At 61.8% G+C, this 22,256-nt stretch carries 21 protein-coding genes and 1 pseudogene; 12 read left to right on the top strand and 10 right to left on the bottom strand.

The window, feature by feature from the left end; all coding sequences use genetic code 11:
- The first annotated feature begins 106 nt into the window (after positions 1–106).
- From AEQ67_RS20875 to AEQ67_RS20865, 3 genes are read left to right on the top strand one after another with little or no spacing between them, the layout of a single operon-like run.
- The gene (locus tag AEQ67_RS20875; protein WP_059405725.1) at positions 107–1,423 is read left to right on the top strand and encodes a contractile injection system protein, VgrG/Pvc8 family; all 1,317 of its coding nucleotides are present in this window, start codon (positions 107–109) and stop codon (positions 1,421–1,423) included.
- Entirely contained in the window at positions 1,420–2,202 is a 783-nt protein-coding gene (locus AEQ67_RS20870) for a DUF4123 domain-containing protein (protein WP_059405724.1), read from the top strand. The genes AEQ67_RS20875 and AEQ67_RS20870 overlap by 4 nt, the downstream gene beginning before the upstream one ends.
- A gap of 18 nt (positions 2,203–2,220) precedes the next feature.
- Complete coding sequence (locus AEQ67_RS20865; protein ID WP_059405723.1) at positions 2,221–3,096, top strand: alpha/beta hydrolase; 876 nt, start codon at positions 2,221–2,223, stop codon at positions 3,094–3,096.
- On the opposite strand, the gene AEQ67_RS20860 is transcribed toward AEQ67_RS20865, so the two are convergent.
- Complete coding sequence (locus AEQ67_RS20860) at positions 3,090–4,442, bottom strand: MATE family efflux transporter (protein ID WP_059405722.1); 1,353 nt, start codon at positions 4,440–4,442, stop codon at positions 3,090–3,092. The two genes, AEQ67_RS20865 and AEQ67_RS20860, sit on opposite strands and share 7 nt — an antisense overlap.
- A gap of 71 nt (positions 4,443–4,513) precedes the next feature.
- The gene (locus tag AEQ67_RS20855) at positions 4,514–4,807 is read right to left on the bottom strand and encodes a hypothetical protein (protein ID WP_059405721.1); all 294 of its coding nucleotides are present in this window, start codon (positions 4,805–4,807) and stop codon (positions 4,514–4,516) included.
- A 298-nt stretch (positions 4,808–5,105) separates the two neighbouring features.
- On the opposite strand from AEQ67_RS20855, the gene AEQ67_RS20850 reads away from it, so the two are divergent.
- From AEQ67_RS20850 to AEQ67_RS20835, 4 genes are read left to right on the top strand one after another with little or no spacing between them, the layout of a single operon-like run.
- Positions 5,106–5,408 (top strand): MazG-like family protein, encoded by a 303-nt coding sequence (locus tag AEQ67_RS20850; RefSeq protein WP_007951009.1) that lies wholly within the window; start codon positions 5,106–5,108, stop codon positions 5,406–5,408.
- Positions 5,408–6,157, top strand: a complete 750-nt coding sequence (locus tag AEQ67_RS20845; protein WP_059405720.1) for a methyltransferase domain-containing protein — start codon at positions 5,408–5,410, stop codon at positions 6,155–6,157. Before AEQ67_RS20850 ends, AEQ67_RS20845 begins: the two co-directional genes overlap by 1 nt.
- A 12-nt stretch (positions 6,158–6,169) precedes the next feature.
- A complete protein-coding gene (locus AEQ67_RS20840; RefSeq protein ID WP_059405719.1) occupies positions 6,170–6,784 on the top strand; it encodes a DUF4136 domain-containing protein in 615 nt (204 codons plus the stop codon).
- A 54-nt stretch (positions 6,785–6,838) separates the two neighbouring features.
- The gene (locus AEQ67_RS20835; RefSeq protein WP_059405718.1) at positions 6,839–7,396 is read left to right on the top strand and encodes a DUF4136 domain-containing protein; all 558 of its coding nucleotides are present in this window, start codon (positions 6,839–6,841) and stop codon (positions 7,394–7,396) included.
- A 684-nt stretch (positions 7,397–8,080) separates the two neighbouring features.
- Here AEQ67_RS20835 and AEQ67_RS20830 read toward each other — a convergent pair.
- Together AEQ67_RS20830 and AEQ67_RS20825 are read right to left on the bottom strand one after the other, a co-directional pair.
- Positions 8,081–8,935, bottom strand: coding sequence for a MaoC family dehydratase (locus AEQ67_RS20830; RefSeq protein WP_059405717.1), 855 nt, complete (start codon positions 8,933–8,935; stop codon positions 8,081–8,083).
- Between the two features lie 2 nt (positions 8,936–8,937).
- The gene (locus tag AEQ67_RS20825; protein ID WP_059405716.1) at positions 8,938–10,290 is read right to left on the bottom strand and encodes a 3-oxoacyl-ACP reductase; all 1,353 of its coding nucleotides are present in this window, start codon (positions 10,288–10,290) and stop codon (positions 8,938–8,940) included.
- Between the two features lie 265 nt (positions 10,291–10,555).
- Here AEQ67_RS20825 and AEQ67_RS20820 point away from each other — a divergent pair, with 265 nt between their 5' ends.
- A complete protein-coding gene (locus tag AEQ67_RS20820) occupies positions 10,556–11,833 on the top strand; it encodes an acetyl-CoA C-acetyltransferase (RefSeq protein ID WP_059405715.1) in 1,278 nt (425 codons plus the stop codon).
- Here the strand turns inward: AEQ67_RS20820 and AEQ67_RS20815 are convergent.
- Positions 11,820–12,842 carry a bile acid:sodium symporter family protein gene (locus tag AEQ67_RS20815; RefSeq protein WP_059405884.1) on the bottom strand — a complete coding sequence of 341 codons (1,023 nt, stop codon included), beginning with the start codon at positions 12,840–12,842 and terminating at the stop codon, positions 11,820–11,822. The genes AEQ67_RS20820 and AEQ67_RS20815 overlap by 14 nt on opposite strands.
- An 84-nt stretch (positions 12,843–12,926) precedes the next feature.
- Here AEQ67_RS20815 and AEQ67_RS20810 point away from each other — a divergent pair, with 84 nt between their 5' ends.
- The gene (locus AEQ67_RS20810) at positions 12,927–13,718 is read left to right on the top strand and encodes an AraC family transcriptional regulator (protein WP_059405714.1); all 792 of its coding nucleotides are present in this window, start codon (positions 12,927–12,929) and stop codon (positions 13,716–13,718) included.
- Positions 13,719–13,820: 102 nt separating this feature from the next.
- Here the strand turns inward: AEQ67_RS20810 and AEQ67_RS36830 are convergent, their stop codons facing one another.
- Both AEQ67_RS36830 and AEQ67_RS36825 read right to left on the bottom strand, forming a co-directional pair.
- On the bottom strand, positions 13,821–14,549 hold the full coding sequence (locus AEQ67_RS36830) for a methyl-accepting chemotaxis protein (RefSeq protein WP_442965663.1): 729 nt from the start codon (positions 14,547–14,549) through the stop codon (positions 13,821–13,823).
- Positions 14,550–14,678: 129 nt separating this feature from the next.
- A pseudogene (locus AEQ67_RS36825) lies at positions 14,679–15,767 on the bottom strand (HAMP domain-containing protein); the annotation flags it as partial.
- A gap of 456 nt (positions 15,768–16,223) precedes the next feature.
- Here AEQ67_RS36825 and AEQ67_RS20800 point away from each other — a divergent pair.
- Both AEQ67_RS20800 and AEQ67_RS20795 read left to right on the top strand, forming a co-directional pair.
- Positions 16,224–17,117 (top strand): PA4780 family RIO1-like protein kinase, encoded by an 894-nt coding sequence (locus tag AEQ67_RS20800; RefSeq protein ID WP_059405712.1) that lies wholly within the window; start codon positions 16,224–16,226, stop codon positions 17,115–17,117.
- 184 nt (positions 17,118–17,301) lie between these two features.
- Positions 17,302–18,516, top strand: coding sequence for an MFS transporter (locus AEQ67_RS20795; RefSeq protein ID WP_059405711.1), 1,215 nt, complete (start codon positions 17,302–17,304; stop codon positions 18,514–18,516).
- Here AEQ67_RS20795 and cueR read toward each other — a convergent pair.
- From cueR to AEQ67_RS20780, 3 genes are all read right to left on the bottom strand, one after another.
- Complete coding sequence (cueR, locus tag AEQ67_RS20790) at positions 18,470–18,883, bottom strand: Cu(I)-responsive transcriptional regulator (RefSeq protein WP_059405710.1); 414 nt, start codon at positions 18,881–18,883, stop codon at positions 18,470–18,472. The two genes, AEQ67_RS20795 and cueR, sit on opposite strands and share 47 nt — an antisense overlap.
- Positions 18,880–21,273: a heavy metal translocating P-type ATPase gene (locus AEQ67_RS20785; protein WP_059405709.1), complete on the bottom strand. Its 2,394-nt coding sequence runs from the start codon at positions 21,271–21,273 to the stop codon at positions 18,880–18,882. The genes cueR and AEQ67_RS20785 overlap by 4 nt, the downstream gene beginning before the upstream one ends.
- Before the next feature lie 175 nt (positions 21,274–21,448).
- Positions 21,449–21,832, bottom strand: coding sequence for a hypothetical protein (locus AEQ67_RS20780; RefSeq protein WP_059405708.1), 384 nt, complete (start codon positions 21,830–21,832; stop codon positions 21,449–21,451).
- Positions 21,833–21,979: 147 nt separating this feature from the next.
- Here AEQ67_RS20780 and AEQ67_RS20775 point away from each other — a divergent pair, with 147 nt between their 5' ends.
- Positions 21,980–22,177: a cation transporter gene (locus AEQ67_RS20775; protein WP_059405707.1), complete on the top strand. Its 198-nt coding sequence runs from the start codon at positions 21,980–21,982 to the stop codon at positions 22,175–22,177.
- Positions 22,178–22,256: the final 79 nt, after the last annotated feature.

Below are 22,256 nucleotides of genomic sequence, written 5' to 3'. Positions count from 1 at the left end.
TGGTCTTCTTTTCGCGTAGGCCATTTCCTAAGTTGTACTTCGGCACTCTACTCGGCCATGTCTCTCAGCGAGAATCCCCGGCCGTCCCTCCTGTAGAGAATCGCCGATGTTCGATCCAGTCAACGAGCCTTCATTTCGTCTGGACGTAGCAGGTCTGCCCGACGCCTTTGAGGTTCTGGCCTTTACCGGTAGAGAAGCCATCAGCGAACCGTTCGTGTTCGATGTGGATCTGTTGATCAAAGACCCCGCGCTCGACCTTGCAAGCCTGCTGTACCGTTCGGCCTTTTTGCACATCGGGCCAGTGGGAGACGGCTTCCACGGACAATTGCATGCGCTCGTCCCGCGCGATCACGGCCCAAATGACAGGCTCTGCCACGTGCGGCTGGGCCCGAAGCTGGCGTGCCTTTCACAGCGTTTCAGCCAGCGGATCTTCAGCACCCGCTCAGTGCCGGATATCCTCAGTCAGGTACTCAGGGAACACGGCATTGCCGGCAAGCAGCGGCGCTTTGAATTGAGTGGCGAGTATCCACCCCGTGATTTCTGTACGCAGTACCGGGAATCGGATCTGCAATTTCTCCAGCGCCTGTGCGCCGAGGAGAAAATCCACTACCACTTCGAGCACGGCGCACGCGGACACTGCGTGGTCTTCGGTGAAGGGCAGGGGACTTTTCGCCTCGGCGAAAACGCGGTATTCAAGGTCGAAAGCGAGCAACCGGCGGTGCGTCAGTTCTCGCTTCAGGGATGCGTTGATGCAACGGCGCAAAGTGCCGAAGGCCGCACCGACCTGACGACGCTGCGCAGTGGCCGGCTGATGCCGTTGTCCGGTCATCCGGTCGCCGAGTGGAATCATCTCTGGCTGCTGACCCATGTCGAGCATCAAGGCAACCACGACCCGGTAACCCCCTACAGCAACCAGCTTCGCGCGATCCACTGGGAAGTGCCTTTCGCTGTGCCTCATGTGGCGGTGAAACCAAGGATGCACAGCCTGCAACGCGCCTGGGTGGTCGACGTCGATGAATCACGCCCCGATCCGTCCAGACCGGTTGCCGTGCAATTTGACTGGCTCTATCAGGGCGAGGGCGCGACGCCCAGCCACTGTTGGCTGCCGTTGGCCGCGGAACTCAAAGGGGTACACGTTTCGCCGTTGAGCGGGGGAGCGGAGGTGGTGGTGAGTTTTGTCGAGGGTGATCCGGATCAACCGCTGATCAGCGGCATTTTTCATAGTTCGACGTCTGTCGAAAAGGCTGAGGTGCCCGCGACCGAGGCGGTTCTGGCTGTCGATGGCTTGGCGCAATGGCTGCAATCGGGCGAGCCCTTGATGTTGCTGTGTCTGTTACCCGGCGGCGGCAGCTTTAACCATTGCGCGCAGGCGCACTGCACCTGCCGGGCGGTAATGGGATTTGGCCGGAGCGGTGCGGCATGATCGGCAGGCCTGCGCAATGGCTATTGCTGGATGTACCGGGTGCGCCGCAGGCGGGTGCGATGCTGCAACAAGCGTTTGCGCAGGCACGGTGGTTCTGGTTGTTCGAAGGCACGGAGCTGCATGTATTGCGCGAACACGGGCCAGCCCTGATCGACCTGCGGACATGCCCCGCGGTGACCGGCTTATGCCACAGCGAAGCGCACATCTGGCGTGGCTTGTTGCTGCTCAGCGAGGCTTCGTCATCGGAGCTGCTGGCGCATTTGCGGTGCATGCTCACGGTCAGTTTCGGCCTGCATCACCGGGCCGTGCTGAGTTACTACAACCCACACACCGCCAGTTACTTTTTCGATGCCTGCGATGCCCGGGAACTGAGTCGCTGGCTGGGGCCGATCAGTCAGTTGCGCTGGTTCGGCGGGACCTGGGCCGACCGCGCAATCGGCAGCCAGGGCTGGCAGCAGTTGCTCAACCCGGGGCTTGCCGTCAGCCCATTGGCGGTCGAAGAAAGTCTTAGCCCCCGTCAACTGGAAAAACTGCAAACCTGCTTGCTGGAGCAGCACACCTGGCGCTGGAGCCTGTCCACCGCGACCGATTACAACACGCTATGGGCCCATGTGCAGGAAGGGCTGGCGCTGGGCTTCAGTGAACGCCCGGTGCTCGACGGCTGGTTATGGCTACGCTTGCAGTACCCCGGCGCTGTGCTTGTGCGGTCATTGGCGGGCCTGACCCAGCAGGAGCGTCTCGACAGCCTGCGCAACCGGTGGCAGAACGATCAACCCTGAGCCCGAGGTTCGACATCGATGGCGAGCACATTCCAGCGGCTGATCAGCGTGGCAATCGTCGGCGTTTTACTGGCCGCGACGACGGCGTGCTCACCGCTGAAAATGCTCAATGCCCTGACCCCCGACGGGACTTTCGACAAGACCGAGGGCATTGCCTATGGCAGTGATCCGCGGCAAAAACTCGATGTGTATGTGCCACGCCATCCCATGCAAAACGCTCCCGTGGTGGTGTTTTTCTACGGTGGCAGCTGGAACAGCGGTTCACGCGGCGATTACGGCTTTGTCGGCGAGGCGCTGGCGTCCCGGGGAATCGTTGCGGTGCTGGCGGATTATCGGTTGTATCCACAGGTGCGTTATCCGCTGTTTCTCGAGGATGGCGCCCGGGCCGTGGCCTGGACCCATGAACACATTCGGCAGTATTGCGGCAACCCGCAGCGCCTGTACCTGATGGGCCACAGTTCCGGCGCCTACAACGTCGCGATGCTGGCGCTCGACCCCGGGTTACTGGGCGCGGTGGGGATGTCGCCGCACAACCTCAGCGGCTGGATCGGTCTGGCCGGACCTTATGACTTTCTGCCGATCCAGAATCCACAAGTTCGCCCGGTGTTCTTCTGGCCGGATTCACCGCCCCGGTCACAGCCGATCAACCATGTGACGCGCGGTGCACCGCCGGCCTTGTTGATGGCCTCAAGGGACGATGATGTGGTCAACCCGACTCGCAACACCGGTGGGCTGGCACTCAAGTTGCGCGAGGCGGGCGTGCCGGTACAGGACCTGTATTTCTCCCGCACCGGCCACGCCACGCTGGTGGCGACGCTGTCCCGACCGATGCGCGGTCTGGCGCCGGTGCTGGATCAGGTCACGGCCTTCGTTAGAACCACGCCGACTCAGTGAGCGCGGCCTGCGAACCAGCCGTCGTTCTTGCGCAGAAACCAGGCGAACGCGCCCAGGGTCAGGCTGCGCAGCAACATGAACAACAAGAACGTTATCCACAGCCCATGGTTGCCAAAACCTTGTAGCGCCCAGGCGAACGGTAGCAGCAGAGCCACCGTCAGCAGCATGCCGTTGCGCATTTCCCGGGCGCGTGTGGCGCCGATGAACAGCCCGTCTAGCAGGTAACTCCAGACCGCAATCAGTGGCAGCGCGGCGAGGTAGGGCAGGTAGATGAACGCGGTGTCGCGCACGCTTTGAATGTTGGTCTGCATCTCGATAAACAGATGCCCGGCGAACAGGAACAACACGGCAAAACCCAGACTCGCCAGCAACGACCAGCCGCAGGCCACCACCAATGAGCGGCGCAGCGCCTCCCGATCACGCGCGCCGATGGCATGCCCGCACAAGGCTTCCACGGCGTGGGCCAAACCATCGAGCGCGTGAGCGGTCAGCAGCAGGCCGTTGAGCAGCAGCGCGTTGGCGGCAACGGTGGCATCGCCCAACCGCGCACCCTGCACGGTGATCAGGAAAAATACCGATTGCAGCGCCAGGCTGCGGATGAAGATGTCACGGTTGACCGCCAACAGCGGTCGCCAGCTCTGCCACAACGCCAGCGCGGCCCAGGCGATGTCGCCGGGGTAAGCGCGCAGGGCCTTGCGGGTCATCAGCAGGCCGATCAGGGCGCCGGTCCATTCGGCGATCACCGAGGCCCGGGCGGCACCGACCACGCCCCATTCCAGCCCAAGGACGAACCACAGGTTCAACGCGATATTGACCAGGTTGGTGCTCAGCAAAATCGCCAGCGGCGCCCGGGCGTTCTGTGTGCCGAGGAACCAGCCGACCAATGCGTAACTGGCCAATGCGGCCGGCAGGCCGAACAGCCGGGTGTGGAAGAATTCGCGGGTCAGTTGGTCCAGCTCTGCCGAGGGTTGCATGAAGTGCAGCGCGACGCCGCTCAACGGTACACCCAGCGCTCCCAACACAACGGCCAGGCCCATGGCCAATAACAGACCCTGCAGCAAAATCTGCCGCAGCGCCGCACCATCCCCGCGCCCGGCAGCCTGGGCGGCGAACCCGGTGGAACCCATGCGCAAAAAACCCATGGCCCAGGCCAGAAAGGTATACAGACTGGCGCCGACTGCGACAGCACCCAACTGATGGGCGTGGGGCAGGTGACCGATGACGGTGCTGTCGACCAGCGCCACCAGCGGTACGGAAATGTTCGAGAGAATCATCGGCGCGGCCAGCGCCCAGACCCGACGATGGGTCGGGCGGTCGCGCCAGTCGGCAATCAGGTTGGTGGACATGCAGGCTCCTTGGGGAGCGGGCATTGTAGCGACACATTTGAACTCTGCCGCTCCCTCAGGGGTTTGTGCTGTTAATGAATAATCCAGCTCAACAGCCAAAGCCCCAACAGCAACCAGATGATCCCCATGATGATCGACGCATTCATGAACGCCCGAATCGCCGACCACAACAGCATCAACCCCAGGATCAACGCGATGATGTTGATGATCGAGGTGTCCATACCCAGCGCACGGGACATCCCTTCGACAAAGTTGCTGCCCGCATGGCTTAGCAGATTGAACAAGCCGCTGAGGCCATCAACGATGAACCGGATGACCGAACCGAGCGCCTGGCCGAGCCATTCGAAAAAGCTTTCTACCTGCATGTGAGGATCGTCCTGATGAGTGTGATGGCGATTGGGCCATTGTCGCGGTGTCGAGTTCCCGGTAGGAGGTGCCGACGGCTGCGATCTTCTGATTATGGCGCAAGAACCATGTAGCAGCTGCCGAAGGCTGCGTTCGGCTGCGAAGCAGTCGTCAAATCAGGCGGCGCGGTTTTCCAGGTTGAATGGGGATACCGGATTGGCGACTGCTACGCAGCCGAACGCAGCCTTCGGCAGCTGCTACATAGACCTTGCCTTGATTGAGGATCCCCACGAAGCTATACGCCTTCAGGAGAGCCCGATGAACCTTGTTGAACTGACCGAACGCCTGCACGCCATTCGTGACCGCAATGACTGGCGGCAATTTCACAGCCCGAAAAACCTGGCCATGGCCGCCAGCGTGGAAATGTCCGAGCTGGTGGAGATCTTCCAGTGGCTGACCGAAGACCAGTCACGTCAGTTACCGGCGGACAAACTCGCCCACGCCGGGCAGGAAGTCGGCGACATCGTGCTTTATCTATTGCTCCTGTGCAGCGAGTTGGGGTTGGACATGAATGAAGTGGTGCGCAGCAAACTCGCGGACAGCGAACGGAGGTTCAGCTGATGAGCGACCGTCATTTCGATCAACTGGCGACCCGCTTCGCCGAAAAAATCTACGGCGGTGCCAAAGGCGCGATCCGCCTGGCGGTACTTCAGGCCGACCTGGCCGAAACCCTGCCGGACCGACCGTTACGCGTACTCGACATCGGCGCCGGCCTTGGCCACATGTCGTTGTGGCTGGCCCAGCGCGGTCATGACGTCACACTGGCCGAACCTGCCGAGCCGATGCTTGAGGGCGCTCGCCAGCGCTTTGCCGACGCCGGGCAGACCGCTACGTTCATTCAGGCGCCATGGCAGGATTTGCTCGGTCAGCTCACCGAACCTTACGACCTGGTGCTGTGTCATGCCGTGCTGGAATGGCTGGCCGAACCCCACGCGATCCTGCCGGTTTTGCATCAACTGACGAAAAAAGACGGCTGGTTGTCGCTGGCGTTCTACAACCGCGATGCGCTGATCTACCGCAACCTGCTCAAGGGCCACTTCCGCAAAATGCGCAAGAACGACATGGCCGGCGAGAAGCAGAGCCTGACCCCGCAGCAGCCCCTCGATCCACGTGAATTGGCGGCGCAACTTGAAGGCCTGTGGCAGGTCGAAACTCAGAGTGGGGTGCGGGTTTTTCACGACTACATGCCGGTGGAATTCCAGGCCCGCGCCGAGTTGGTGGACTTGCTGGAAATGGAGCTCGCCCACCGTCGTCACCCGAGCTTTGCCGGGCTTGGGCGCTACTTGCACTGGATCTGTCGGCCGGTCTGATTGGAGCGTGAAATGAAAACTCGTTCAGGGTTACTGGTGATCTGCCTGGGGTTGGCGGCCTGCCAGGGCGATAACCCTTATGTGGCGACCTCCAACCCATTGCCACCGGCGCCGCCACAAGCGGCCAGCACCTTCGACCGCAGCGCCTACCCGGCACCGCCGCGTGACTATGGGCGCTATCGCAGCTGGGCCTGGCTCAACGGGCACCTGCCGCCGGGCACTGCGTGGGCGGACTCGGCGCAGGTCGCCGAAGCGGTGAGCAATGCCCTCGATCAACGCGGCTTGCGCCCGCTGCACGACAACCGTCCGGCGGACCTGTTTGTCAGCGCCGATTTGCACCTGGAAACCCGTTTGCGCCAGGTTCAGGACGACTACGGTTACTACGGCGGTGGTTATGGCGGTTACAACCGTTACGGCAGCGGTTATGGCATGTACAACACGGTGCCGATCGTTCGCACTTATCAAGAACAGGTCGTGGTGGTGCAGGTGAATATGTTCGACGCCGGCACCGGCCAACCGGTGTGGAGCGCCAGTGGCGAAACCAGCAATCGGGGCACTGAAAGTCAGCGTATGGATGCCATCAGGGAGGCTGTCGAAAAGGCAATGTCGGCGTATCCTCCTAGTTAGCTTCTGTAGTTGAGAAGCATTGTGCAGGTTCATGTCTTCAATCGGAGAACAATCATGTTCCGCCGTCTCGCTTTACTGGCTGTGGCCGTGCTGCTCAGTGCCTGCGCCGCTAACCAGGTCAACCATGACTTTGACGCCAGCCGCGACTTCGCCGCCTATCGCAGCTGGAGCTGGAAAGAACCCGCCCTGCAATATCGCCCCGATGACCCACGGATCAAGAGCGACCTGACCGAGCAACGCGTCCGTCAATCGGTTGCCGATCAACTCGATCAGCGCGGCTTGCGTCCTGCCGCTGCCGGCACCCGAGGCGATTTGAGCGTGCAGACCTACCTGATCGTCGAAGAGCGCCAGCAACAAGTGACCACCAACTACGGCGGCGGTTGGGGCAATCCATGGAACGGCTACTGGGGCGCGCCGATGTACAACGAAACCCGCAATGTCAGCTACAAGGTGGCGACTATCCAGATTGACCTGCTCGACGGCAAGGACGGCAAACTGGTGTGGCGCGGCAGTGACGAGCAGATGCTCAGCCGCACACCGAACCCGTCTGATCGCAGCACGGCGATACGTGAAACGGTCGGGCGGATATTGGCTAACTATCCTCCTAAGTGAGTGTCTTGGCGGCCTGTGGGCCGACCAGGCTCTTGGGTGATTTGGGTGTATATCCGTTGCTGCGGTAACGGCGGCTTAGGGTTTCGCCGTTACGGCGAGTCCCTTTTGTCAGACGCCACAAAAGGAACCAAAAAGTCTTGCCCCGGCGTCCGGCCCCTCGCTTAGGCTCGGCGTTCCTTCGCTCCGGTATTCATCTGGGCGCATCGCCTCCGGTCTGCTTCGCGACGACCTCCTCTCGATGTGTTCGACTGCGTCGAACGGCGCTACGCGCCTGCCCCCAGATGAACACCTGCACTCAGCCTCCCGAAGGGGCGGGTGGATCAAAATCAAAAGCTGAAGGCGAGCTAACGCTCGGCCTGATGAGTGGTGGGAAGCGAAGCGGTACGGCGCTGTGCTTTTGATTTTCCGTAGGAGCGAGGCTTGCCCGCGAAGACGGCCTTCGTCCCGACCAATTCCTCACAGATGCACACCGCTCAAACTGTGGGAGCTGGCTTGCCTGCGATGGCGTCATTCGAACCGGCAAATCTCTCGCGGGTACACCCGGTCCAAAGGTGGGAGCGAGCCTGCTCGCGATGATGGCCTTCGATCCTGGCAATCCCTCAATGATACACACCACTCAAAATGTGGGAGCGGGCTTGCTCGCGAAGGCGCCCTGACAGGCGCCAAAATCCCCCCGCCAAACACTCACGCAACCGGCCGCCAATGCCCAACCATATGTTCAATGTCGCCCGCCCCCAACAACTGCAAATCCCCACTGGACCCTGCCGCACTGGCCATCAACGTCACCTCACTCGGCAACCGCACCGGTTTGCGAAATTGCACTTCAATCTCGACATTCGCCGTCGGCAGATGGTCGGCAAGCGCCGACAGGGTGCGTGCCTTGTTCCACAACCCATGGGCAATCGCCGTCGGGAATCCGAAGAGTTTGGCGCTGAGGGCGCTCAGGTGAATCGGGTTGTAGTCGCCGGACACTTTGGCGTACTGCCGGCCAATGTCTGACGGCGCTTTCCAGTGGGCCACTTCTGTCATTGCCAGTGTCGAGGCCAGCATTTCTTCGACCGGCTCGCCCTCGAGTTTTACCCCACGGCACAACATCCGGCTTTCAGCTTCCCACAGCGGCCCCAACTGATCATCGAGGGTGGTCACCAGATCAAACGTTGCACCCTTGGCATGGGGTTGCAGGTTCTGCACCTGCACGCTGACCCGCACACGATTGACACCGCCCATGGGCCGTAGCACACGGATGCGATTGCTCAGGTGGATCAGCCCCAGCAGCGGGAACGGGAATTCCTTGGCGGTGAGCAATTGCATCTGCAAGGCAAACGCGAGGATGTGTGGATAGGTCGGCGGCAGCAAACCGTTGTCGGCAAAACCACAGACGTTGCGATAGGCCGCCAAACGTTGCGGATCGACGTTGAGCCAGCAACGCAAACCCGAGTCGGGCAGGGTAGTGCCGGTGATTTTGCGGCGCGTTGCGGCCCTGGCGTACAGCGGTGGCAGGCTCGGTTCGCGGTTGAGTGTGTGCCAATCGGTAATCATGCCTAAGCCCCCAAAACACTTTGTCCACACACCCGCAGCGCTTGCCCGGTGAACGCGCCTGTGCCCGGTTGCGCCAGCCACGCCACCGCTTCGGCAACGTCTTGCGGCAAGCCGCCCTGGCCCAGCGAACTCATGCGCCGACCGGCTTCGCGCAAGCCGAAGGGCAGGTGCGCGGTCATCTGGGTTTCGATGAAGCCCGGCGCGACCGCGTTGATGCTGATGCCGCGCTCCTTGAGCAGCGGCGCCCAGGCCTCGGCGAGACCGATCAGCCCGGCCTTGCTCGCGGCGTAATTGGTTTGCCCGCGATTGCCGGCGATACCGCTGATGGACGCCAGCAGAATCACTCGGGCGTTGTCACTCAAAGTGCCGCTGTCGAGCAGGGCCTTGGTCAGCACTTGCGGCGCATTGAGATTGACCGCGAGCACCGCGTCCCAGAATTCCGGGGTCATGTTGGCCAGGGTTTTGTCCCGAGTGATGCCGGCGTTGTGCACCACGATGTCGATGCCGTCGGGCAACTGTTCGATCAGCTGTGCGGCAGCGTCTTCGGCGCAGATGTCGAGGGTGATGCTGCGCCCGCCGAGGCGTGCGGCGAGGGCTTCGAGGTCGGTCTTGGCCGGTGCCACGTCGAGCAGGATGACGTCGGCACCGTCACGGGCCAGGGTCTCGGCGATGGAGGCACCGATGCCGCGTGCGGCGCCAGTGACCAATGCCTTGCGCCCGGAGAGTGGGCGAGTCCAGTCCGTCACTTGGGTGTCGCAGGCCTCCAGGCGAATCACCTGTCCGGAGACGAACGCGCTTTTCGGCGAGAGGAAAAACCGCAACGGGCCTTCCAGTTGATCCTCGGCCCCTTCGCCGACCTGGATCAGCTGCAAGGTGCCGCCGCTGCGCAGTTCCTTGGCCAGCGAACGGCTGAAGCCTTCCAGTGCGCGTTGGGCGCTGGCGGCGAACGGGTCACTCAAAGTCTGCGGCGCACGCCCGAGAATCACCAGGTGCGCGCTGTGATCGAGGTTTTTCATCAACGGCTGGAAGAACTCGCGCAGCTGTTTGAGCTGATCGGTCTGCACCAGGTCACTGGCGTCGAACACCACGGCTTTGAGCTTGGGGCCGTGGCCGGGAATCCAGGCCGTCGCCAGTGAAGGCTCGGCGCCGTAGCTGTAAATCGCGTCGGTCAGGCGGTTGGCGAAGGCGCTGACTTTCTCCGCCAGCGGGCCGCCGCCGCTCAACAGCGCCCCTTCGACGGGACGCAGCCGGCCGGCTTGCCAGCGCTCCAGCCGAACCGGCGACGGCAGACCCAGGGCCCCGACCAAACGATGGCCGATGGACGAATTGGCGAAGTCGACATAGCGGTCAGACATGGAACGCGCTCCAGCAGCTGGGGTTCAAAGTGTGGACCACGAATGGCGATCAGTCGTTCGATCCATGAGATTAGGCCTACGCTTGATCAAAGCAGATTAGTTTGATCGGTGGATTTGTGTGGCAATGCATTCACTGTGGGAGCGGGCTTGCCCGCGATGGGGCCGGCACATCCAACATCGGTGTTGATTGACCCAACGCTTTCGCGGGCAAGCCCGCTCCCACAGGGATTGCGTCGACTTTCAGATAGTTCATCAGGAGCTTTTCATGACTCAGCTGCGCCGCGTCGCGATTATCGGCGGTAACCGTATTCCCTTCGCCCGTTCCAACGGGCCGTACGCCACCGCCAGTAACCAGGCGATGCTCACCGCAGCGCTCGAAGGCTTGATCGAACGCTTCAACCTGCACGGCCTGCGCCTGGGCGAAGTGGCGGCGGGGGCGGTGCTCAAGCATTCGCGGGACTTCAACCTGACCCGAGAATGCGTGCTCGGCTCACGACTGTCGCCGACCACTCCGGCCTACGACATCCAGCAAGCCTGCGGCACCGGTCTTGAAGCGGCATTGTTGGTGGCGAATAAAATCGCCCTCGGCCAGATCGATTGCGGCATCGCCGGTGGCGTCGACACCACGTCCGACGCGCCGATCGGCATCAACGAAGGCCTGCGCAAAATCCTCCTGCAAGCCAATCGCGCCAAGACCACCGCCGACAAACTGAAAACCTTTTTGCAGGTACGCCCGCGTCATTTGATCCCGGAATTTCCACGCAACGGCGAACCGCGCACCGGCCTTTCGATGGGTGAACACTGCGAGTTGATGGCGCAGACCTGGAACATTCCGCGCGCCGAGCAGGATCAACTGGCGCTGGAGAGTCATCAAAAGCTCGCCGCCTCTTACACCGAGGGCTGGCACAACGATTTGATGACGCCGTTCCTCGGCCTGACCCGCGACAACAACCTGCGCCCGGACCTGACCCTGGAAAAGCTTGCGTCACTGAAACCGGCCTTCGAGAAAAGTGCCAAGGGCACTATGACCGCCGGCAACTCCACGCCGCTCACCGACGGTGCGTCGCTGGTGCTGCTGGGCAGTGAGGAATGGGCGAAGGAACGCGGCTTGCCGATCCTCGCGTATTTGCGCGATGGCGAAGCGGCGGCGGTGGATTTCGTCAACGGCGCCGAGGGCCTGTTGATGGCGCCGGTGTATGCGGTGCCACGCTTGCTGGCGCGCAATGGCCTGACCTTGCAGGACTTCGATTACTACGAAATCCACGAAGCCTTCGCCGCACAGGTGCTCTGCACGTTGAAGGCCTGGGAAGACCCGGACTATTGCAAAACCCGCCTTGGCCTCGACGCGCCGCTGGGTTCCATCGACCGCAGCAAACTCAATGTCAAAGGCAGCTCACTGGCCGCCGGGCATCCCTTTGCCGCTACGGGTGGGCGCATTGTCGCCAACCTGGCCAAGTTGCTTGATGCGGCGGGCAAGGGTCGAGGGTTGATCTCGATCTGCGCCGCGGGTGGCCAGGGCGTGACGGCGATTATCGAGCGCTGAGCAGTTCGGCATCCTGCGGCACGGTGTGTTTGCGGTTGGCGTAACTCTCGGCCATCACCGAGCAGACGATCAGCTGCAACGGGTGGTAGATCATGATCGGCAGCAGGATCAGCCCCAGGCCGGGGTTGGCACCGAAGATCAACGCCGCCATCGGCGCACCCGCCGCCAGGGATTTTTTGCTGGCGCAGAACACGGCCGCGATCTCATCGGCCTGGCTGAACTTCAAGGCGCGCGCGGTGCGGGTGGTCATCCACAGGATCACCGCCAGCAGCATCGCACTGCCAATCAGCGCGGTGAGAATCACGCTGTCGCCCTGTTGCTGCCACACCCCCGACGCCATCGAATTGCAGAACGCCGCGTACACCAGCAGCAGGATCACCAGCTTGTCGACGACGTAGGTGTAGCGCTGGTGCCGGGCGAAAAACTGGCCGAAAACCGGCCGCACCAATGGCCCGAGCACCAGCGGCAACAACAGCATGGCGCAGAGGTCGAGCAGGGTTGAACCGAGGTCGATGCCACCCGCCCCGCTGCCGACCACGAAGCTCACCAGTAACGGCGTAATGAAAATCCCCAGCACGCTGGACAGGCTCGCATTCAGGATCGCCGCCGGCACGTTACCGCCCGCGCTGCCGGTCAGGGCCACGGAAGATGAAATGGTCGAGGGCAGGGCGCAGAGGTACAGGAAACCAAGCATCAGCAGCGAAGGAATGTGCGAACCGAGCAGCTTGTCGCTGAGCAGCCAGATCAGCGGAAACACCGCAAAGGTGAAACCCTGGACCATGACGTGCAGCTTCCAGTTTTTCAAACCCTGGCTGATCTGCTCGCTGGACAGGTTGACCCCGTGCAGGAAGAACACCAGGAACACACCGATGTTGATCACGTACTCGGCATGCATGCCACCGCCGGTGGCGCCGAAGCTCGGGAAGAAATACGACAGCAGCGTGGCGATCAGCATGCCGCACAAGAACCAGTCGGTGACGACGCGTTTGAGGTGTTTGAAGGCATGCATGACAGGCACCGAATACATTTGTAAGAAATGGTGACTTAGCCTAACGTCGGCCTTGTCAGCCGTCTTGCGACATAAGGCCAATCAATGCCGACTAACGGACAAATTTCCCTCGAACGGACGATTCCGACGCTGTCGGCGTTGCCGCGTGCGCTGTATGCCCGTGCGGAAAGCCTGAACGCCGGTTCGTGGACGCCGCCGCATCGTCACGACTGGGTACAGTTTTCCTACGCCATCAGCGGCGTGCTCGGTGTGCACACGGCCGAGGGCAGTTTCTTTGCGCCGCCGCAGTGGGGGATCTGGATTCCGGCGGATCTGGAGCATCAGGTCGTGACCTCGATGCGCGCCGAGATGCGCAGCCTGTATGTGCGCCGCGAGGATTGCGCATGGGCGGACGGGCGTTGCCGGGTGCTGGAAGTGACGCCGTTGGCGCGGGAGCTGATCAAGAGTTTTTGCCTGCTGCCCGTGGAATACCCGCAAGGCGACAGCCAGGAGTCGCGGCTGGTGAATGTGCTGCTGGATCAGTTGGCGAGTTTGCCGGAGGTCGGCTTTTCCCTGCCGTTGCCGCGACATCAGCGGTTGCTGGGGTTGTGCAACGAACTGATCGAAAGCCCGGAGCGCAACGTGACCTTGCAGGAATGGGCGCAGCGGTTGGGGACGTCGGAGAAGACCTTGATGCGCTTGTTTCAGCGCGAGACAGGCTTGAGCTTTCGAGGGTGGCGGCAGCGGATGCGGCTGCTGTCGTCGTTGAGTTTGCTGGAGGAGGGCGACAGCGTGACCAATGCCGCGCTGTCTTGCGGGTATGACTCGACGTCAGCGTTTATTGCGGCGTTCAAGAGTTTGTTCGGGTTTACCCCGGGAGAGTTGTTCAAACAGTGACGGCCTCATCGCGGGCAAGCCCGCTCCCACAAGGACAGTGCAAAACCCTGTGGGAGCGGGCTTGCCCGCGATTGGCCGCGATGCGGCCACCGGGATTGAGGATCAGGTCCTGAACCGCCGAACCAACCCATCCAGCTCATTCGACAACCCGGCCAGGCTCTGCGAATCCAGCCGCGCCGAGTTCGCCAGTTCCGCCACCAACTGCGCATCACCATGAATCTGGCTGATGTGCCGATTGATGTCTTCGGCCACCTGATGCTGTTGTTCCGCCGCCGTGGCGATCTGCGTGTTCATGTCGCGAATCACATCCACCGACTCACGAATCAAGCCAAAGCTGCTGCGCGCTTCGCCGATGCGGGTCACCGATTGCTGGGACACTTCCAGGCTCGCATGCATCTGCTGCGTCACCTGGCTGGTGCGCTTGGCGAGGTTGCCGAGCAGGCCGTCGATTTCCGCCGTGGAATCCGCCGTGCGCTTGGCCAGCGCCCGTACTTCGTCCGCCACCACCGCAAAACCGCGACCTTGCTCACCGGCCCGCGCGGCTTCGATGGCCGCGTTCAGCGCCAGCAGGTTGGTCTGTTCGGCGATCGAGCGGATGGTCCCGAGGATCGACTGGATGTCGTTGCTGTCGCGTTCCAGTTGTTGCATCGACTGGGCCGACTGTTCGATTTCCTGGCTCAGGCGATCGACACTGGTCACTGCCGCATCAATCTGCTGCTGACCTTCGCGCGCCTGGCGTTGGCCACTGTCGGCGGATTCCGCCGCCTGGCTGCAAGAGCGTGCGACTTCGTTGGCGGTGGCGACCATCTCGTGGAAGGCCGTGGACACCATGTCCACCGCTTCACGCTGGCGCCCGGCCGCTTCGGCCATGTCGCTGGAGACCTGGGTCGAGCTCTTGGAGGTGGCGAGGATCTTGGTCGCGGCGCCGCCGATGCTCTGGATCAGGTTGCGAATCGCCGCCAGGAACTGGTTGAACCAGTTCGCCAGTTGCGCGGTTTCGTCGCTGCCACGGATTTGCAGGTTCTTGGTCAGGTCGCCTTCACCTTGGGCGATGCCTTCCAGGCCATCGGCCACACTGCGGATCGGCCGCACGATGACGCTGGCGAAACTGGCACCCACAACGGCGAAGATGGCTGCCAGGACGGCGGCAATGATCGCGATCAACCAGGTCAGTTGGGTCGCGGCGCTCATTACGTCGTTCTGTTTGATCAGGCCGATGAAGGTCCAGCCCAATTGCTCCGACGGCCAGACGTTGGCCATGTAGCGCTCACCGTTCAGCTCGACTTCGACCAGGCCTTTGCCGGCCTTGGCCAGTTGTGCATAGCCTTCGCCCAGGCTGCTCAGTGCCTTGAAGTTGTGTTCCGGTTGCTTCGGATCGACCAGTACGGTGCCGGAGTTTTCCAGCAGCATCAGGTAACCGCTTTCACCCAGCTTGATCTGTTTGACGAGTTCGGTCATCTGTTTGAGCGACACGTCGATGCTGACCACGCCGCCGTTGGTGCCCAGCTTGTTGTCGACGGTGCGTACGGTGCTGACGTAGGACGTGTCATTTTCGGCCCAGTAGTAAGCCTCGGTGCGGAACGGCTTGCCCGGTTTGGCCTGGGCCGCCTTATACCAGGGGCGCAGGCGCGGATCGTAGTTGGCCAGCTTGGCATCGTCCGGCCACGACACGTAACCGCCGGCGGCAGTACCGATGATGGCGTAGGCATAGGACGGATGGGCGTTACCCAGGTCCTGCAGGAAGCCGAAGATCTTTTTGTCCATCTCGCCCTGAGGAATGCTCTCGGCGTTGGCGCTCATGTAAGTCTTGAGGCTGTCATCCGAGTTCTTGATCAGCGGTTGTTTGGCCAGGTATTCGACGTTCTGGCTGATGCCGTCGAAGAACAGCTGCATGGCATTGCTGACCTGACGGATTTCGCGGCCGCTGCTGTCGACGAATTCGTCCTTGGCATCACTGCGCAAGTTCAGCACAACGAGGGTAGCGACCAGCACCACCGGCAGGCAGGCGATGATTGCAAACGCCCAGGTCAACTTCTGTTTGATGTTCATCCGCGCTCCAGATTTTCTTGTAGGCCCACGCAGTGCAGATGACTCGCGGATTATTGGCAGCCGTAAACGTTTTTGATCACCGGGTTCCCTGGTGCGCCATCGTTGTTTTCTGTCGAAACGATTGTCGGACAAATCACTCTGTCACTGAGGACTTCGGCTGCTGGAGGCGGAAATTGAGGCTTATTGAGAAAAATCCTACGAAGGGTATGAATTGAGGTGTCAGCTTCTGTCGCAAATGCCCTCAAAGCCCTACAGCAACACGTGACACAGGCTCAGCTATGATTCTGCACGGCGGATGACGGGCGGTGGGTTTGCCGGGTTTTTCCGGCACATTGTGTGCTTCTAGATGTTCATGGCAGCGTTCATAGGTCGGCAACCCCTCCCCCGAATGAGTGGATTGCCGTATAACGAATGACTTTCGCGTGTTTGGTAATAAAGGACCCACAATAAAAGCTGATGAAGACTCCAAAACGCATTGAACCCCTGATCGAGGACGGTCTGGTCGACGAGGTGCTGCGCCCACTCATGAGTGGTAAAGAAGCAGCTGTTTATGTGGTGCGCTGCGGTAACGAGCTACGTTGCGCGAAGGTCTACAAGGAGGCGAACAAACGCAGTTTCCGCCAGGCGGCCGAATATCAGGAAGGCCGCAAGGTACGCAACAGCCGTCAGGCCCGGGCGATGGCCAAGGGTTCCAAGTTCGGCAAGAAAGAAACCGAAGACGCCTGGCAGAACGCCGAAGTAGCGGCGTTGTTCCGTTTGGCCGGTGCTGGCGTGCGGGTTCCCAAGCCTTACGACTTCCTGGAAGGCGTGTTGCTGATGGAACTGGTGGCCGACGAGTACGGCGATGCCGCGCCGCGTCTCAACGACGTGGTGCTGGAACCGGACCAGGCGCGCGAGTATCACGCGTTCCTGATCTCGCAGATCGTGCTGATGTTGTGTACCGGCCTGGTGCACGGTGACTTGTCCGAGTTCAACGTGCTGCTGACCCCGACCGGCCCGGTGATCATCGACTTGCCGCAAGCAGTCGACGCGGCGGGCAACAACCACGCGTTCAACATGCTGGAGCGGGACGTGGGCAACATGGCGTCCTACTTCGGGCGGTTTGCGCCGGAGTTGAAAAAGACCAAGTACGCCAAGGAAATGTGGGCGTTGTACGAAGCCGGCACCTTGCACCCGGCCAGCCTCTTGACCGGCGAGTTCGACGAGCCGGAAGAGATCGCCGACGTTGGCGGGATCATGCGCGAAATCGAGGCTGCACGCCTCGATGAAGAGCGCAAGCAAGCGGTGCGCGCCGCTGATGACGCGCCCCCAGGCAAAACCGAAGAACCGCCTCCGCCCTGGATGCAGTGATCGGTTAATCAGAAACCCGGCTTCGGCCGGGTTTTTCGTAACCCCCACACCCTGTAGGAGCGAGCTCGCTCGCGAAAAACCCGAGAACACCGCGCCGTGTCAGGCTCACCGCATTATCGTTGACGACCATCGCGAGCAAGCTCGCTCCTACAGTGCAGCCTCTACCCACACTCAAGGATTGAATGTGAACTCCACCCGCAACGCTCAACTGATCATTTGCGCCCGTCTGATCTCGGACTTCGGTGCCTTCCTCAACATGGTCGCCCTGGCCACTTACGTCTACTTGCTCAGCAACAGCGCCATGAGCGTCGGCATCTTTCTCGCCAGCCGCGTCGGCGGAGGCATTTTTGCCAGTCTCATCGGCACCACTTTTTACCGGCGCTGGACCGGGCGCCTGCCGCTGATTGCCTTCGATATCCTGCGTGCTGTGTTGCTGGGTCTGTTGCTGGTGTTGCCAGTCGCGCAACAAGCACTGCTGCTACCGGTGATCGCCTTCGGCCTGGGGTTCGGTAATTCGATGTTCGCCATTGGCCTCAACAGCCAGTTGCCACACTTGATCGACGGCGAACACTTGCTTAAGACCAACGCCTGGATCACCTCGGCGTCTTCAGCGGCAATGGTCGGTGGAAGTCTGGTGGCAGGGCTGTTGGTGGCGGCGTTCGGCTTTGAAACGGTGTTCGCGTTGAACGTCGTCACGTATCTGCTGGCGGCGCTGTTCATTGTGCCGCTGCGGTTTTCCCAGCCCGCGCCCAGTGTCGATTCAACCAATCAGCGGGGAGAGTGGTCAGCCCTGCGCCAAGGCTTGCGCAGCACACCGGTGGTGGCCGCGATGCTCGCGGTCGCCATGGCCGACACCCTTGGCAGCGCTGCGCACAACGTGGGTTTCCCGATCATTTCCAAATGGCTGACACCCGAGTCGGCCAGCACCACGCTGGGGCTGATGCTGGCGGTCTGGGCCAGCGGCAAACTCATCGGTGCGCGGATCGCCAGCCGCCTGAAAGGCTCGGACAACGTGAACCTGGAGCGGCGATTCTTCTTCGGCGTGTTGCTGATGTCCTGCGGCTTCATCCTGATGTTCCAGCAGCACACGCTCTACGGTTTGCTGCTGTTTGCGTTGCCGGCGGGATTGGGCGACGGCTTTTCGGAAGTCGGCCTGATGTCGCGTCTGCAACGTGAGCCGGACAGCCTGCGCTTGCCGATTTTCAGCTTCCTGACCCTGCTGCAAATGACCGGGTTCGGCGTCGGCATGCTGATCGCCGCGCCGTTCTATTCGTGGTGGACGCCGGGTGCCGTGGTGCTGCTGTTCCACGGCATTCCCCTCACCACGTTGCTGGTGGTGAAGGGGTTGGCCATCAGGGGCGAGCGGGTGCGGCGCAGCAGCCAGACTCAAGGTTCTTGAGAATCGGGCAGTCCGGGCGATGGTCGCCATGACAATGCTCGACCAGGTCCTGCAGGGTGTCGCGCAACTGACCGAGTTCGAGGATTTTCTGATTGAGCTCGTCAATGTGCTGGCGGGCCAACGCCTTCACGTCGGCACTGGCGCGCTGGCGGGCCTGCCAGAGGGTCAGCAGTTTGCCGACCTCTTCCAGTGAGAAACCCAGATCCCGCGACCGCTTGATAAACGCCAGGGTGTGCAGGTCGTCGTCGCCATAGATCCGATACCCGCTGTCGGTGCGATGGGCGGCCTTGAGCAAACCGATGGACTCGTAATAACGGATCATCTTTGCGCTCAGGCCGCTTTCGCGGGCCGCTTGGCCGATGTTCATTGGGTGTCCTCCAGATCCTTGGGTTTCCAGGTTTTCAACAGTAGCGCATTGCTCACCACGCTGACGCTCGACAACGCCATGGCAGCGCCGGCCAGCACCGGATTGAGGAAGCCGAAGGCTGCCAGCGGAATACCGATCAGGTTGTAGACAAAGGCCCAGAACAGGTTCTGGCGAATCTTCGCGTAGGTCTTGCGGCTGATTTCCAGCGCCGCCGGCACCAGCCGTGGATCGCCGCGCATCAGGGTGATCCCGGCCGCGTGCATGGCCACGTCGGTGCCACCGCCCATGGCAATGCCGATATCGGCGGCCGCCAGGGCCGGGGCGTCGTTGATGCCATCGCCGACCATCGCGACCACCCCGGTTTTCTTCAGTAGGGCGACGGTGGCGGCTTTGTCGGCTGGCAGCACTTCGGCGTGGACATCGCTGATGCCCAGTGCCTCGGCCACCACTTTGGCACTGCCACGGTTGTCGCCGGTTAGCAGGTGGCTGCTGATGTTCCGTGCGCTGAGTTGTTGAACGGCTTGCAGGGCGCCGGGTTTGAGCGTGTCGCCAAAGGCAAACAGGCCCAGCACTCGCGACTCGGGGCTTTGTTCGATCAGCCAGGACAGGGTCCGGCCTTCGGTTTCCCAGGCTGTTGCCGAGTCAGCCAATTCACCTGCGCTCAAACCGCTTTCTTGCAACAGGCGACGATTGCCCAAGGCCAACCGACGACCCTTTAACGAGCCAGCAATGCCGCGCCCGGTCAGCGATTGGCTGTCGGTGACATCGGCCACGTTCAAACCGCGTTCGGCGCAAGCATCCAGCACCGCCTTCGCCAGCGGGTGTTCACTGCCGCGTTGCAGGGCGCCGGCCATTTGCAGCAGGGTGGCTTCGTCAGTGTCGATGGCGCTCAGATGCGCGATGCGCGGAGCACCCGAGGTCAGCGTACCGGTCTTGTCGAACACCACCGCGCTGACTTCATGCGCACGTTCCAGCGCTTCGGCGTCCTTGATCAAAATCCCGTAGCGCGCTGCGACGCCAGTGCCGGCCATGATCGCGGTCGGCGTGGCCAGCCCCAGTGCGCAAGGGCAGGCGATCACCAGCACCGCGACGGCGTTGATCAATGCCGTTTCTATCGGCGCGCCATACAACCACCAGCCGATCAAGGTGGCCAAGGCCAGCAGCAGAACCACGGGTACGAAGACCTGGCTGACTTTATCCACCAGTTTCTGGATGGGCGCTTTTGCGGCTTGAGCGTCCTCCACCAGACGGATGATGCGCGCCAGCACGGTTTCCGCGCCGAGCGCCTGGGGACGCACCAGCAACCGGCCTTCGCCATTGATCGCGCCGCCGGTGACCTTGTCACCAGGTTGTTTGGGCACCGGCAGGCTTTCGCCGCTGATCAGCGCTTCGTCGGCGTGGCTCTGGCCTTCGACCACTTCACCGTCGACCGGGAAACGTTCACCGGGTTTGACCATCACGAGGTCGTTGAGGCGCAACGCACTGATGGCGACATCCTGTTCGCGGCCGTCGATCACTTGAATCGCCCGCTCCGGGCGCAAGGCTTCGAGGGCGCGAATGGCGCTGGCGGTCTGGCGCTTGGCGCGGCTTTCCAGGTATTTGCCCAGCAGCACCAAGGCGATGACCACCGCAGAGGCTTCGAAATACAGGTGCGGCATGCCCCCGGCGGCGGTGGCCCATTGGTAAAGACTCAAGCCGTAACCGGCGCTGGTGCCGAGGGCGACCAGCAAATCCATATTGCCGGCACCGGCGCGCACGGCTTTCCAGGCGGCCACATAAAAGCGCGCACCGAAGATGAATTGCACCGGTGTGGCCAAGGCAAATTGCACCCAGGCCGGGAGCATCCAGTGCACGCCGAACGGTTGTAGCAACATCGGCAACACCAGCGGCAAGGCGAGGGCGATCGCCATGATCAAGACCCAGCGCTCACGGTGCAGACGGGCTTGTTGATTGTCGGTTTGCGGGTGTTCGACTTCCCAGACGCTGGCGCTGTAACCGGCCTTGGTCACGGCAGCGATCAAGGTTTGCGGATCGATCTGACCGAGCAGTTCGAGGTGGGCGCGTTCGTTGGCCAGGTTGACGCTGACGCTTTTCACCCCCGGCACTTTGGCCAGCGCCCGTTCGACCCGGCCGACACACGACGCGCAGGTCATGCCATCGATGCTCAATTCCAGGCTCTGTTGCGGCACGCTGTAGCCGGCTTGCTGCACGGCGTCCATCAAGGCCGGCAGACTGTCGCTGGGCGCCTGGACCCGGGCCTGTTCAGTGGCCAGGTTGACGCTGACAGCACTGGCGCCGATGACTTTGCTCAAGGCACGCTCGACACGCCCGGCGCAACTGGCGCAGGTCATGCCGGCAATCGGCAGATCGAAAGTGGTGGATTCGGACATCGGTCACGCTCCCTGTAGAAGATATCTACAGGATCAACCTTGCCATGCGGGCAAGGTCAAGCGCCATGATTCAGATCAAAAGATCGCAGCCTCGTTGCACTCGACAGCTCCTACAAGGTTTCGTATCCCCTGTAGGAGCTGTCGAGTGCAACGAGGCTGCGATCTTTTTACCGGCTCAATATTCCAGGGCGGCAGGCTTGAGGTACATCCCTTCTTGCGTCATCGCAATCCGGAACTTCAGCACATCCCCGGCCTTGAGCAGGATGTTCTGCGAACCCGGTGCAAGCATGCCCGGATTGCAACCCGGCGCCTGACCCGGCAGCAGCTTCAAGCGCAGCGACACATTACCCGGCGGCAGGTTGAACGACGCGCTCTGTTCCTGGAACAACCGCGCCGACAACTGATCCTGGATGTACACACCGATCTCGCAGTTGGTCGACACTTCCAGGCGCTCGCGGGAAATGATCAGCACGCCATAGTCCTCCCCGGCGGCGTTGACCGAGGGCACGGCGGCGAAAAGGCTGAGGAAGCCAAACAGGCTGAGAGCTGACCAGCGCATGGCTGAATCTCCTGAGGTCGAGTCATTGATGGACGCAGCTTGGCCGAGCGCGACGACGATTGCCAGCCCGGCAGTTTGCGGCAGAACTTGACCTTGCCATGGTGGCAAGCTCGAGACTGCAGGCAACCTCACTCAAGGAGTCATCCCATGCAAGTGTTCAACGTTGAAGGCATGTCCTGCGGTCACTGCGTCAAAGCCATCACTCAGGCGCTGCAAGCCAAGGACCCGGCCGCCAGTGTGCGGGTCGATCTGGCTGCAAAAGAAGTCGGTGTCGAGAGTGCGCTGACCACTGAGCAGGTAATCGCCGCGATCACCGAAGAAGGCTACGCCGCCAAAGTCGCCTGAGCCGATTTCTGTAGGAGCCGGGCTTGCTCGCGAAGGCGGTGGAACAGTCAATGCGATGTTGAATGTTGCGCCGCCTTCG

This window comes from Pseudomonas sp. RIT-PI-q (assembly GCF_001297125.1).
GTDB lineage: Bacteria > Pseudomonadota > Gammaproteobacteria > Pseudomonadales > Pseudomonadaceae > Aquipseudomonas.
Note: the sequence above shows the minus strand (reverse complement) of the source record. Positions and strands in the feature narration are given on the sequence as shown.